This window comes from Aquimarina sp. Aq107 (assembly GCF_943733665.1).
Taxonomy (GTDB): domain Bacteria; phylum Bacteroidota; class Bacteroidia; order Flavobacteriales; family Flavobacteriaceae; genus Aquimarina.
Map to the genome: position 1 here is coordinate 115650 of NZ_OX030782.1, position 14452 is coordinate 130101.

Annotated in this window: 9 protein-coding genes; 6 read left to right on the top strand and 3 right to left on the bottom strand. The window is 31.2% G+C overall.

What is annotated here, in order from left to right; all coding sequences use genetic code 11:
- The first annotated feature begins 721 nt into the window (after window positions 1-721).
- From NMK29_RS00460 to NMK29_RS00485, 6 genes are all read left to right on the top strand, one after another.
- Complete coding sequence (locus NMK29_RS00460; RefSeq protein WP_108805152.1) at window positions 722-1681, top strand: FHA domain-containing protein; 960 nt, start codon at window positions 722-724, stop codon at window positions 1679-1681.
- A gap of 40 nt (window positions 1682-1721) precedes the next feature.
- Window positions 1722-5732: a TOMM system kinase/cyclase fusion protein gene (locus NMK29_RS00465; RefSeq protein WP_108805153.1), complete on the top strand. Its 4011-nt coding sequence runs from the start codon at window positions 1722-1724 to the stop codon at window positions 5730-5732.
- 25 nt (window positions 5733-5757) lie between these two features.
- Window positions 5758-6393: a hypothetical protein gene (locus NMK29_RS00470; RefSeq protein ID WP_027395244.1), complete on the top strand. Its 636-nt coding sequence runs from the start codon at window positions 5758-5760 to the stop codon at window positions 6391-6393.
- Between the two features lie 9 nt (window positions 6394-6402).
- Window positions 6403-8640 carry a TOMM precursor leader peptide-binding protein gene (locus NMK29_RS00475; RefSeq protein WP_108805154.1) on the top strand — a complete coding sequence of 746 codons (2238 nt, stop codon included), beginning with the start codon at window positions 6403-6405 and terminating at the stop codon, window positions 8638-8640.
- Window positions 8641-8659: 19 nt separating this feature from the next.
- Window positions 8660-9946 carry a KamA family radical SAM protein gene (locus NMK29_RS00480; RefSeq protein ID WP_108805155.1) on the top strand — a complete coding sequence of 429 codons (1287 nt, stop codon included), beginning with the start codon at window positions 8660-8662 and terminating at the stop codon, window positions 9944-9946.
- Between the two features lie 1013 nt (window positions 9947-10959).
- Window positions 10960-11424, top strand: a complete 465-nt coding sequence (locus tag NMK29_RS00485; protein WP_108805156.1) for a hypothetical protein — start codon at window positions 10960-10962, stop codon at window positions 11422-11424.
- Between the two features lie 64 nt (window positions 11425-11488).
- On the opposite strand, the gene NMK29_RS00490 is transcribed toward NMK29_RS00485, so the two are convergent.
- From NMK29_RS00490 to NMK29_RS23870, 3 genes are all read right to left on the bottom strand, one after another.
- On the bottom strand, window positions 11489-12238 hold the full coding sequence (locus NMK29_RS00490; protein ID WP_027395246.1) for a LytTR family DNA-binding domain-containing protein: 750 nt from the start codon (window positions 12236-12238) through the stop codon (window positions 11489-11491).
- A gap of 7 nt (window positions 12239-12245) precedes the next feature.
- Complete coding sequence (locus NMK29_RS23865; RefSeq protein WP_371924108.1) at window positions 12246-13838, bottom strand: histidine kinase; 1593 nt, start codon at window positions 13836-13838, stop codon at window positions 12246-12248.
- 488 nt (window positions 13839-14326) lie between these two features.
- Entirely contained in the window at window positions 14327-14401 is a 75-nt protein-coding gene (locus NMK29_RS23870) for a hypothetical protein (RefSeq protein ID WP_371924109.1), read from the bottom strand.
- Between the last annotated feature and the right edge of the window lie 51 nt (window positions 14402-14452).

Genomic DNA, 14452 nt, shown 5'->3' on the forward strand with positions numbered 1-14452 from the left:
TTGTGTTTTCTGAAGAATTAAAGGATTTTTATTACAATGGCTTATTATAAAAACTCATAAGTTTTGAGGTTAATTATGAGGTGTTTTTACATCTAAATCTTAGGAGTGTTATTTTTTTGTCTTAATAATGACCAAGAACGATGTATTAATACTAGTAAATTATATCAGATTATAAGTCAAGAACATAAACCTAAGATGATGGATTTTTCAATAGAAATTTGATATTCAAAAATTAAAATAGTCTACTATTTTGTAATAAAAGGGTAAAACAATAACTTGGATATGGCATAGCCGCATTGCGTCAATGTTTTATAAAATAATTACCTATTTAAATGGTTTTTAATGGGAAAAAGCAATCTTGTTTTTTATATATTTGAGAAGCACAATATTACTTATTAATAAACTAACGTAATGATACTACTACTATTTTTCTCTCCCCAAAATACATGTTCAGATATTCTAAGGCCTATAGTTTTTAGGCAACACTTTGGTAGGTAGCTCTTTTTTATTAGAATCAAAAGCTATTTGTTTTTAATGATGTTGTGAAAAAAAGAAGTCTTGTGATTTTTACTTCAGAGTTTAGTTTAATACGGTTTGCTCTAAATTTAGATACATAATTATACTAATGGTTATAATATAAATTAGTGAGTGTACAGACCATTAATATTAAACTTGTTTAGAAGTTAATCACTTATAATTTTATAAATGAAATAGTTGAAACATGGCTATTATCAAAAATAATGAAACAGCAGAGATAGTATGTTTAAATACACAACATACTTTTGGGAGAAACCAAAACACTGCTCATACGTATATTCCTGAAAAAGATATTTCTCAATCGCACGCATTAATATCTTGGCGAGGTAGTAATTGGTATATACAGGATCATAGTAGAAACGGTACTATAGTAAATGGCGAGTACATAAATAATACCGCTGTAAAATTGGCACAAGGATTTAAGATTCAATTTGGTGAAAATACCTCAACCTTATGGGAAATAGTAAATCTCGATCCTCCATCTAGTTATCTCAAATCGTTAAAAAATAAAAATAAAATAATAGAACTTACTACAGGTCATGCATTTCCTAATGAAGAAGAACCTGAAGTTCTTATTTACCCAGAAGATGCAGCATGGAAATTAGAGAAAAATGGAGTGATTGACAATTTGGTTCAAAACAGAATTTATGTATTTGATAATGAGGAATATGTTTTTGTAGAAAATCAAGTATTAGAGGATACTATGGATAATGGGCATATAGTTAATAATGCTTATTTCCAGTTTATTCTAAGTTCTGATGAGGAGCATATCCGTATTAAGATAATTACGCAAAACTTAGAATTAGATTTAGGAGAAAGAGTTCATAATTATATTTTATTATCACTTGCCCGTAAAAGATTAATTGATGTAGATAACGGTTATGTTTATGGAGACCAAGGTTGGATGGCTATTGATGATTTATTAAGTGATATGAGTAAGGAATTTGGTAAAGAATTAGATACCTATTATTTAAATCTAAAAATTTATAGAATCAGAAAATTATTGTTAGAAACGAAACCTTATGGATATCTTTTTGCGAATAGTATCGAAAGGCGATATGGTGAAATTCGGTTTGCTCACAGGTTTTTTCAAATTTTAAAAGAAGAACGATGCATTGGTGAGGTGCTCGCAATAGCCAATTAAAACAAAAGATTTATATATAAAATAATTATAAAACCTAATCATGGAAAACCCCTCGACTAAAAATACCCCAAATGTCGATATTTATCTTGAAAATTATACCATACTCGAAAAGATTGGAGAAGGAGGTTATGGTATTGTATACAAGGCCATACAGATAAGTACTGGTCAAACAGTAGCAATTAAAATACTTAAGTTTAAAGAAGTTCTTGATCAAAAATCGATTAAACAACAGACTGCTCGTTTTGACAGAGAAACAAAACTTTGTGCGGAGATTAATCATCCTAATATTGTTAAACTTTTAGATAAAGGATATACTAACAATCAAGAACCTTTTGCTGTTTTTGAGTATATTTCTGGACCGACATTAAAGGACTTAATTACACTTCATAACGGAATTTCTGCAGAAGAAACAGGGTTTCTAATGGGACAAGTTCTAGACGCTTTAGTGTCAGCACATGCTAAAGGGATTATTCATCGGGATCTTAAACCTCATAATATCATGGTGACCAAAACAGGAACTAGGTCACATATAAAGATATTAGATTTTGGAATTGGAATTTTTACTCACGATTTTAGGACCAGTGATTATAAAGATATCACACTTACTCATGAAGTCATTGGAACTCCTGCGTATAGTGCTCCAGAACAATTAAGGGGAGATCCTCCTACAGTAAAATCAGATTTGTATGCTTGGGGACTTATTGTATTAGAATGTTTAATAGGGCAACCTGCAATTCAGGGTTCAAGCGTTGCAGAGGTTTTTCAGAAGCAACTAAATCCATCGGATGTGCCTTTACCTCCTTCTATTTTTGGTCATTCTTTAGGGAAAGTATTAAGTCGTGTTTTAGACAAAAATCATAATAGAAGAATTGCTACTGCAGAATTGGTTTATGAAGAATTTTCTAAAATTAATTTTAATACCATAGTTGGAGATATACAACCGCAGAATGAGCTATTACTAAAGTCTGAAGATGCTACAGAAGTCAATCAATTAGTTTGGCGCAGTGCTCATAGTGAGAAAAGACAAATTACAGTGCTTTGTGCAAAGCTAATTTTATCCGTATCGGACCATGCTGTTATGGAAATGGAAACCTTAGAAACCATCCAAAAAGATCAGTTGTATTTATGTAAAGAAGTTGGTGTTCGTTTTGGGGCTCATATCTCAGGAATTATTGCGGATACAATCGTAATGTGTTTTGGATATCCTCAAGGTAGTGATAATGATGCGCGTAGAGCGGGTAGAACTGCGTTAGAACTTATAGGACAATTACAAAAGAGAAATACGTTACTTTTTGCAAAACATGGTGTAGGATTAGATATTAGAATTGCAATGAATTCGGGGACAGTACTTATAAAACATAATACTGCTCCAGAAGGTTTGGTAACAAATACGGCTTTTAATTTGTTATATTCTGCTCCCTCAGGACAGATTTTAGCGACAGAAACTACTCGAAAATTATTAGATGCGCATTTAGAATTTGAAGAGTTTACAATGCCAGATTTTTCAGGTTTTATAAATACTACAAATGTATATTTACTTACAGGAGAACGTCAGACAGAAGCACTTTCTAATTTAAGTCCACGTAGTGCTGATCAAAAAATGATTGGTCGTGAAAAAGAACAAAGTAAGATTTTTGAGACTTGGGAGTCCATTGATGCTAAAAACGGAAAAGCGATAATTATAAAAGGACAAGCAGGAATAGGAAAGTCCAAATTAATTTACGAAACCAAAAAACAATTTATCAATGGTGGGTTTAAGGTTCGAGAGTGTCGTTGTCTTCCTGAGCATCAAAATAACGCATTGCATCCTATTTTTGAAATGCTAAAAAGGCATATTGGAATTCATGATAATGAAACTATTATCTCCCAATTAGAGGAGGCTTTGGAGAAGGTTGATTGTTCACCAAAAAAAGTGATACCAGTAATATGTTCTTGGTTTTCTATCCCTTTAGGAGATAATTATCAGATTTCGGAGGCTTCTCCAGCGGAACAGAAAGAGATTTTATTTGAAGGCTTAGGGCAACTTATTCTATATATTGATAAGGATAAAAAGTTCACACTTATTATAGAAGATTTACATTGGATTGATCCTACGAGTTTAGATTTTTTAGGGGCTGTTTTATCTAAAATAGATCAAGAAAGTATCTTTTTATTATTAACTGCTCGTCCTGAGTTTAGTCCAGAATGGGATTTTGAAAATTACTCGGAGATACTCTTGAAAACTCTTAATGAGACAGCAAGTGAATCCTTAGTTAAAGATATCTTGCAGCAAAAATCAATTGAACCAATAGCACTTGATTATATTACAGACAAAACTGATGGGATTCCTTTGTTTATAGAGGATTTTACTAGGATGTTGTTAGAAGAGAAATATTTGGTACTTGAAGGAGAAAACTATGCGTTATCAAAAAACTTTGATGCTACATCAGTTCCAGTGACTTTAAAAGGATTATTAAATGCTAGATTAGATCATATAGGTTTTGCTAAAGAAACAGCACAGCTAGCAGCAGCAATCGGAAGAGAGTTTACTTATGATTTGTTGGTGAAATCATCGTTACACGACGAGGCTATGGTGCAAAACAATCTTACGGCATTAATGGACGCAAACCTTATCTATCATCATCGTAGAGTACAGAATGAAAAGTATATATTTCGTCACGCTTTGATTCGTGATGCTGCCTATGATAGTATGGTATCTTTATTAAAACAAGAAGTACACGGAAGGATTGCTGAAACCATAGAGAATGATTTTGAAGATATTGTTAGGGATAATCCTTTTGAAATAGCAGAACATTATGCGAGTGCCAAAGATTACCAAAAAGCTATTGTTTATGGTCTGAAAAAAACAAACTTTTCGATACGTCGATCTTTAAATCAAGAAGCATATAATGAATCATTAAAATGCCTTGAGTGGATAGCTGAATGTGAAGAGGGAATAACATCCTGGAAACAAGAGTTAGAACTTAATCGAATTATCATTCCTGCTTTAATGGTATTAGAAGGTTATGGAAGTGAACAAATCGAAGTTTTTTCTAAAAAAGCAATGCAATTAGAAGAACTACTTAAGGATGATGTTGATTTTATGGAGACATTCCAGTCTAGTGGTGCTGATCATACTAGTAACTGGGGATTAGCACAATACCACCATATGCGATCTAACAGAAAGGAAGCCTTGTATTTATGTAAATCGATTATACATAAAGCTCGGAAAACTAAAAACAGACAAAACATATTAGATAGCTTACCTCTTATGGGTATGTTTGTTTCAACTGACGGTTTTCTGTTTGATGCTTCTTCTTATTTTGAAGAAGCACTATCATTATATGATAAGGACTTAGATGTAGAGATTGCTTTTAGAAATGGAATTGATCCTAAAACTCATGCGCATGCCAATTATGCTTTTAATCTTGCATTAAAAGGAAATATAGAAAAGGCAAAACACCATTTAAAAGAAGGCCGTGATTGGGCTTTGCAAATAGAGCATGTGCCCTCTATAGCGATTACTAATGTTTATTTTATGCAGATTGCATGGTTGATTAAAGATGAGAAATGGATACAAGAATTGAATAATATCAATTCTGCATTTTTTGAAGAATATCCGGAAATGGGATTTTTGGCAGAATATTCTAATGTATATAATTATTGGAGAATAGGAAATATTGATCCACAAAAAGGTTTTTCTGAAATGAGAATAGTTTCTAAACAAACATATTTGCATTCTTATTTGGAAGGGGTTTTAGTAGATACTTTAATCAATAAAAAATTGTATGATCAAGCTATTGAAACATCAGAAAAGGCTATAAAATGGGCTAAAGAAAATAAAGAGATGGTCTTTTTATCTCCTTTATATCGAATGCTTGCGATTGCTATGTGTTCTAAGAATGAAAAATTATCTGATAATGAAATTCAACTATTTGAAACTTCTGTAGAAATTGCAAAAGATCAAGGAGCTCGAATTTTTGAATTGCAAGCATATGAAGCATACAAAAATTGGATTGAAGATAAACAAAAAAAAGAAACAATATCTATACAGATACAATTGCTTAAATAAATATTCACACCTAAATTAACTAAAAATGGGAAACGTAACAACAGATCAATTGCAGAATATTATTAACAAAACTGAACCAACGATAACGAAAAAAATATCTTGGGGAGATGATCAGGAAAAGATCTTTGAAATTTGCAAAAAATATTATGAATTGTGTTTAGCTTGTGCTAAGGATAGTGATTTATACGATTCTTTCACAAATCCGAAAAATACTATTGCTTTTTTAACAGATGGTAAATTACACGGAGAAAGTAAATATGTGTTTTATTTTGATCAAGAAGAAAAAATACCTTTTGAAGGTGTTGGTATGATCCTTCCAAAACAAGGGTTAGAAATTGTTCTAGATCATCATACAGCTTGGCCAACTTTATTAATCACTCCAAAAGATAAAATTGCGGATGATGAGAAACAAAAAATCATTTCAATAAAAGAATCACCAATGGTGGTAGAAAAAGTAGTTTTAAGTGACAGAGGAGAAAGCCAAACAGTAGCAAAAGTTAATAAGGATGCCCCGACAGCAACGATGAATCTTGGGATAGATAACTTGGATGATTATAATCAAACGTTGGTTATGCCAAACTACATACCGAATACAGATATGTTGTTAACCATAAAAGCCAATGAAAAGGCAGATGCAGAGATTATTATGACCTGCTGCTAATTAAAATATATGATTGAAAACCCTAGGCTAAAGTCTAATATTTATATCACAAAAATTGATCAGAAATTACTCTATGTAATTTCTGATCAAGATATAGTTCCGGTATCAGATCCATTAGAGATTGATATTTTACAAGAAATAAATAAAGGCACATTATCGACACAAGAACTAGCTAAGTCTTTTTTAGACAGATCAGATTTTATTTCTACTTTTCAAATTATTTCATCTTTAGAATGGAGAGGATTTATTCGAGAAGATGATTCTCCTTATTCGGTTCGAGAAACTGCTTATTGGGAAGAGTTAGGTTTTGATGTTAAAAAACTAAAAAAAGTATTAGACCATAAATCAATTAAGATTTATAATGTTGGAAATATTGATGATACTGTTTTTCGGAATTCTTGTATAGAAACAGGTATTCAAATTACTAATGATAATGCTACACTTAATATTGTTTTAACAGATGATTACAGTAATGAATCTTTGAATCAATTAAACTGTAAGTTTATTAGTGAACAAAAAAAGTGGTTATTGATAAAGCCGAATAGTAATGAGATTTTAATTGGTCCACTTTTTATTCCTGATAATACTGCTTGTTGGGATTGTTTATATCATAGATTAACAATTAATCAACCATTTAAACAGTTTTGTAAATCAATTGGTTTTGAACAAGAAAATCAGGTAAAATCTAATCATACTATTTCAAGTCATATAGCTAGTAATATGGCTATTTTAGAAATTATAAAATGGTTATATTCTGAAAAACAACATACACTTGAAGATACTATAGTTTCGTTAGATGTACGTGTTATGAATAGTTCTCATCATTCGGTAACTAAAAGACCTCAATGTAGGACTTGTGGTGATGAAAATATATTTAAAAAGAGGAGTGCTCCGATCACAATAGGTGAGAAAATTACTATAAGTAATAAGCAAGGCGGTTATAGAACGGTGTCAGCAGAAGAAACATTTGAAAAATATAAAAAACACATAAGTAACCTATCTGGAGTTGTACCAAAAGTATCACCTTATCATAAAAAAGAGGGAGCTCCTATATTTAATTTTGCTTCTGGAAGAAACCGTGCCTTGCAAAGCACCTCTTTATTTTGGTTAAATCATCATTTGCGAAGTGGTAATGGTGGAAAAGGTAAAAATAGTATACAAGCAAAAACCGGAGCCTTATGTGAGGCAATTGAGCGTTATAGTTTAATGTGTCATGGTGATGAATATAGTTTTACTGCATGCTATGAGGATTTGGAAGATGCTATCTTACCCAATGAATGTATGAATTTTAGTGAAACTCAATTTAAAAAAAGAGAAGAGATTAATAAAAATACATCGAAGTTTTATGCTTTTATACCACAACCTTTTGATATAAATGAGAAGATGGAGTGGACTTCATTCTATTCTTTGACATATCTAAAATATAAGCATGTACCATCCTGTTTTAGTTACTCTCAATATCCTGCTAATGATGAACAAAAATTGTATTCTTATCCTGATTCTAATGGTTGTGCAGCGGGAAACACCATTAAAGAGGCTATTTTGCAAGGTTTTTTTGAATTAGTAGAAAGAGATGCTGCAGCAATATGGTGGTATAATAGAATTAGAATGCCAGAAGTAGATTTGTCAACTTCGGAAAACCCTTATATTGAAACTATAGAGAAGTATTACAAAAGTATACAACGCACTATTTATGTTTTAGATATTACTTCTGATCTTAATATTCCGACTTTTGTGGCTATTTCTTCTTTGATAAATAAGACTTCAAAAAGTAATATTATTTATGCTTTTGGCTCACATGTTGACGCTAATATTGCTATAGAAAGAGCTGTAATTGAATTAAATCAGTTACTTCCTATTGTGCAATCAGAAAGTTATTTAACGAAGGATAAGGTTTTTATAGATTGGTTGGATATGGCAACATTTAAAACTGATCAATATTTAGTGCCTAAAAAAGTAGAAAAGAAAAATCTTCAAAAAGATTATCCAATTTTGTGCGATTCTAATATAGAAAGCGCACTTAGTTTTTGTGTAGAAACAGCAAAAAGAAATGACCTAGAAGTGTTATTCTTGGATTTAACAAAAGGTGATATCGGATTGCCAGTTGTTAAAGTGATAGCACCTGGACTTCGTCATTTTTGGAGAAGAACAGGACCAGGAAGACTCTATGATGTTCCAGTAAAAATGGGATGGCTGGATGAGAAATTGTTAGAAAACGAACTCAACCCTAAAAGTATTTTTATTTAAAAAATTCACTCAATTATTTATGTTATTTAGATCCTATAATAATAAGTCTTTTAAACAAACAGAGTATTATAACATTTTACCAGAAGAAGAACGCGAGATATTCGATATACTATCAAGTGTTTTTCATTTTAAGGTAAATAATTATGTGTTAGAGCATTTGATTAATTGGGCAGCCATTCCAGAAGATCCTATATACAGATTAATTTTTCCGAGGAAAGAAATGCTAAGTGCTTTTGATTATGAAAAATTAAAGCAATTATTTAAAATAGGACTGGATGAAAAAACTAGAATTGGTTTTGTTCAATCTGTAAAGAAAAAGATGCATCCAGAAGTAAAACATGCAGAAACTGGTTTTCCTAAGATGGATGGTAAAATTATTACAGGAGGCTATAGGAATTTTCCAACTATATTAAATCTATTTCCAGATCCAATGGTAAAGACCTGTCATGCCTATTGTTCATATTGCTTTAGATGGGTTGCATTTGATAATACAGAAGCACAAAAAAAAACAGCTTATAGAGATCCATATGATCCAATTCCATATTTGAAAGAAAATCCAGAAATTACAGATGTATTATTTACTGGAGCTGATCCTTTGGTGCTAAAAGCGTCTGCAATAAAAAAATATATTGATCCTGTTTTGGAAATTGAGTCTGTACAGGTAATACGAATTAATTCTAAGGCATTAGCTTGGTGGCCTTATCGTTTTACAACGGATAAAGATGCTGATGCATTATTAGAACTTTTTCGATATATACAATCAAAGGGTAAACATCTTAATTTCTGTGCGCATTTTACTCATGCCAGAGAATTAGAAAATGAAGTGGTAAAAGAAGCAATACAACGAATAAGAGAAACCGGAGCAGTAATCCGTTGCCAAGGACCTTTAGTTAAAGGGATTAATGATACACCAGAAGATCTTATAGCACTATGGAAAGAACAAATAGCCAATGGCTTAATACCTTATTATTTATTTGTAGAGGCAGATCATAATCCAGAATCTTGTTTTCGTGTTCCTTTAGCAAGAGCACTTCATGTTTTTCAAGAAGCTCAGAAAAAAACTTCAGGCTTAGCCAGAACTGTTAGAGGTCCTGTGTTTATGAATGACCTTAATAGAGTTCTTTTAGATGGAATAACAGAGCTTAACGGAGAAAAATATTTTGTTCTTAAAAGTCTACAATCTCCTCCAGAAACTAATGGAGAGGGAAAAATCAAGCTTATTCCTTTTGATGAGCACACCAAAGATGCAGGTGACTTATTTGAATTATTCAAAGAAGATAAGTTAGAAGTGAGTTCGGTATATTAGGTTCATAATAAGATCTTTTTTTCGTATCGTAGCGATACTTCTTAAAAATAGTGCCGAATAATATAGAATAAGTAGTAGTCTAATTAAAGACTGCTTTTTGGTATGAAATATGATGAAATATTATACCTTAAGTGTTAGGCATATATTTGTCTCATCAGAGCAAAATAACTGTAAACAATTATTAGGAATAACATCAGATCAATCTATACTGGGGGTAAACATAAGTAGGGAAAACGATTTGATGTTAAGAAAAGCTAGAATCCGTTAAGTCGAAGGGGAAAGACTTTACGGATTTCGGCATTTTTATATGCTATACAAAAGTAACTGGAATGTGTCGTGAAATATGATGAAATATTATTTTTTAAGTGTTCCGTATATATTTGTCTCATCAAACAATAGATAATTAATAAATACATCGAGTAGATTAATTGTGAAATTAAGATGTATTTGAAAGGTTATAATTTTTGGTGAATAGCCAGAATAATAGGTTAGATTATTGAGCTGTAGAATCAATGGGGTAGATTCTACAGCTCTTTTTGGTATTTACAGTTTTTGATTAATAAATGAGGCAATGAAATATGATGAAATATTATTTAGTATATGTTCAATATATATTTGTTTCACCAAACAATAGGGATTAATTACATACTATAAAGTGATGACTGGAAACACACAAAATTCGGATAAAAGAAGTTTAGCATTTTGGATGGTTAGAATATTCTTATTGTTCGTTAAGTAAATTTAAAATATTAAGAAGTATTGCATCAAATTAACCATAAGGAGAATTACTACAAGAGAAAGTGATTTGATATTCATAAAGCCAAGCAGATAATCCAAGATAATCGTGCTATAGAATCAATGGGGTAGATTCTATAGCACTTGGCATTTTACTAAGTTTCTAAACGTATATATGAACCTGATGAAATATGATGAAATAGTTTTGAAGAGAGGTATTTTTTAGTTTTACCTCAATAATTTGATACTGTATAATTATTAACGTAAAACTTGAAAGCATGAAATATTCTGTTGTTAATACAAAGACACAAAAAGTAAAGTTCGGTAGTTTTCCATTTCAAAAGCGTTTAAAAACAACTCTACAGCTAGTAAATCTTGGAGATGATTATTATAGAGTGTATTACTCAAGCGAATTCAGTAATATAAATACAGGAGAGATAGAAAAAATTAAAGTTCCATGCAATGGGTATGTTAAAACGCAAATTAACAATGAGCCAGGTATAAAAGTTGAAATATATAATTGTAGTTCTGAAGGTAATTACATTGCTATACATGTAAAAATAAAAGCAGATATGGGAGCTTTAGGAGTTAGAACAATATATGATCAAATTTTAGATTGTTATACGGTACAATCCAAAAATTGGAATGCGCTCGATGTTACAAGTATATGGAGAAATCTTGGTAAAATTAAAAAGCAAATCAGTTATACATTCGTAGACCAATATGCCCAAATTTTTAGTTAAAATATGGTTTAATGGGTAGAATGGTGGTAAAATGAATTGCTATAAAACAGTTACTCTTTTTGCATTATCTATGCATGCGATCTAAGATCTCCATTACTTCTACCTTTTTTCTAACAGAAACTGGAACATTTTCTCCATTTTTAAGCATTAGATAACCGCCATCTGCCTTAATAAAAGCACTAATGCACTGGAGGTTAATTAAATGACTTTGGTGTACACGTAAAAACTGATAGTTTTTAAGCATATCAGCAAAATATTTTAAAGTTTTCGTTACAAATACCTTTTGACCATCTTGTAGATAAAAAATAGTATTGTTACTATCTGATTCACATCTAACAATATCATCTAAGCTTACAATAATAATTTTGTCTAAAGTGTGTAAAGATATTTTATCAGGTTTTTGTTCTGGTGCAGATAATGTATCTTTAAGAATATTGAGTCTTTCTTTATTAGGCTGAATCTGTTCTTTAGCTTTGGATATTGCTTGCGCTAGTTCTTCATTAGAATATGGTTTTAGAACATAATCAATAGCTGCAAATTTAAAAGCTCTTATAGCATACTCATCACTCGCAGTTACAAAGATAATTTTAGATTTTAATTCTGGAAATATTTCTAATACGTCAAAACCTGTACCATCTCCTAGCATAATATCCAGAAATAAAATATCAGGAACATTGGTTCTAAGAGATTTTGCAGCTTCTACTACGCTTCTTGCTGTATCTATAATTTTTATTTCGGGATGATTTGTTTCCAGGTCACTTTTTAAAAGTTGAAGTGCATCTGGCATATCTTCTACAATAATCGCTGTAAGCATAGTGTCTTTAATAATCGGTTAATAATGGTATTTTAAACGATATCTCAGTTCCTTCTACAGAAGAGTCTTCATTTAGAATTTCTTTTATCTGTAATGCATCTTTTCCAGAGATAGACTCCAGTCTTTCTCTAGTTACTGTTAATGCCATGGATTGATGATCCGTCTTGGTTTTGGTTTTTTGGGACTGGAAAATACCCATTCCGTTATCTAATATTTTACAATGTAAGAATTCTTCATTAGTATCAAAAAATACTTTTAGTTTTCCATCTCTATTTCCTTTTAGAATACCATGCCGTATTGCATTTTCAACAAATGGCTGTATAAGCATTGGTGGTATTAATACTTCTTCAGGATCAAATTCAGAATCGATCGAAATTGTATATTCAAAAGGCTTATTCGCCATTAATTTTTCTACTTCAATATAATGTTTCAGGGTTTTCATTTCCTGATCCAGTGTAATGTTGTCTTTTCTAGAGTTGTATAATGTTTCTCTCAGTAAAGTGGCAAAAGTGTTGATAGTACTATTCATTTTAGATGGGTTACTCGTTCCCATTGCTTTAATACCATTAAGTACATTAAAAATAAAATGTGGATTCATTTGTAGTCTTAATGCCTTTTGCTCCAAAGAAAGTAAGTGATTTTGCATTTGCAGTTTTTCTCGTTCTTCTTTGTTTTTTAGTTTTACTTTTCTAATATATAGCAATGTAATTATTGTAAGTATTAGAAGAATAATTCCTAGTGTAGCAAGCTGAAACCATAGTTTTTTGTAAATAGGACTATCTATGAATATTTTAAAAGTAATAGGCTCACTTTCTTCCCATCTATAATTTCTAGATTGTGCAGAAAATGAATGAGCACCGTATGCTAGTCCGGCTAAATTTTGTTTTTTCTCCGATGACCATGGACTCCAGGCTGTGTTATTTAGTTTATAACGATATTCTATGTCATTTGGATGATCTAGATCAATAGTTTTATAATTAAATGAAAGTTCAGTTTGTTCTGGAGTCAGTTGTAGAACGTTGTTGTTTTTGGCCCATACATCAGGATTAATGGAGTCTAACGTTTGGTATGCGATTTCTATATTTTCAAAATGGATTTCTGGTTTGACACTGGTTTTGTCTGTTTCACCAGGTTCATATTTAGTAAGTCCATATATGGCTCCGAACCAAAGGTTTCCTTCGATGTCTTTGCTGATAGCATTAAGACAAGTTTCTATGCCTAAAAAACCATCATTACGACCAAAATGAAAAACGTCTGTAATTTGATTTATTAAATTAATTTCTATTCGATCTACACCACGTTCAGTTCCGACCCATAAATTGTCCTCATTATCAAATATCATTTGATAAATGTTATTTGAATATAAATTCTTTTCTCCTTTTATCTTTTTAAAAGAAAGCTTTTCTTCTTCTAAGCTGGCCCACCAAATACCTTGTCCCGCAGTACCTAGATATATATTGTTGTTTTTGAAAAGAAAACAATTGATCGCAATTTTTTGGTTTAGTACATTACTAAGGTGGGTAACTTTATTCTTTTTAATAAATCCAATACTTCCATTTTCGGTGGCATACCATATTTTGCCTTTTTTGTCAGAGGCCATATGTTTGATTTCAAGGTCTTTTATACCACGTTTTTTAGTGAATCGTCTAACAGATCTTACTTTGTGTTTCTTGTAATCATATATAAACCTAGTAATTCCAGAAGAATAAGTGGCAGCCCAAATAGTGTCTCCAGAAATATGTATAGATCGAACCCAATTAGAAGATAAACCTCTTCTTTTATTAATAATGTAGTTCTTAATAACCTGTTTGGTAATTGTATCTTTTCTCTGTTTTTTGGACTTCTTATTACGTGTTACAATGCTGTCTTTAAATTTAATTTCTTTAAATAAGATCCCTTTTCCTTCGGTCCCGGCCCAGATATTTCCCTTTTTATCATGAGTGATAGTTTTGATTTTTATTTCAGATAACCTTTTGTCTTGCTTGACTTGGACAATTCCAGTAGAATCAATTTTTATTAATCCAGCTTCCGAGTTTGAAGCCCAGATTTCTTCGTTAAAACTATGAACAGCATATACACGATTACCTTTTAGTCCAGTATCTTGATTGTAGTGGGTGAAATTATTTTGAGAATATTTATAGAATCCTCCTCCAGATGTTGCAATCCAAATATTGGACTGACGATCCGAAATGGTTTTTCTAATAGTAGAAACTG

Coding starts and splice junctions, on each gene's coding strand:
- NMK29_RS00460 (WP_108805152.1), top strand. CDS start 722: ATGGCTATTATCAAAAATAATGAAACAGCAGAGATAGTATGTTTAAAT.
- NMK29_RS00465 (WP_108805153.1), top strand. CDS start 1,722: ATGGAAAACCCCTCGACTAAAAATACCCCAAATGTCGATATTTATCTT.
- NMK29_RS00470 (WP_027395244.1), top strand. CDS start 5,758: ATGGGAAACGTAACAACAGATCAATTGCAGAATATTATTAACAAAACT.
- NMK29_RS00475 (WP_108805154.1), top strand. CDS start 6,403: ATGATTGAAAACCCTAGGCTAAAGTCTAATATTTATATCACAAAAATT.
- NMK29_RS00480 (WP_108805155.1), top strand. CDS start 8,660: ATGTTATTTAGATCCTATAATAATAAGTCTTTTAAACAAACAGAGTAT.
- NMK29_RS00485 (WP_108805156.1), top strand. CDS start 10,960: ATGAAATATTCTGTTGTTAATACAAAGACACAAAAAGTAAAGTTCGGT.
- NMK29_RS00490 (WP_027395246.1), bottom strand. CDS start 12,238: ATGCTTACAGCGATTATTGTAGAAGATATGCCAGATGCACTTCAACTT.
- NMK29_RS23865 (WP_371924108.1), bottom strand. CDS start 13,838: ATGGCCTCTGACAAAAAAGGCAAAATATGGTATGCCACCGAAAATGGA.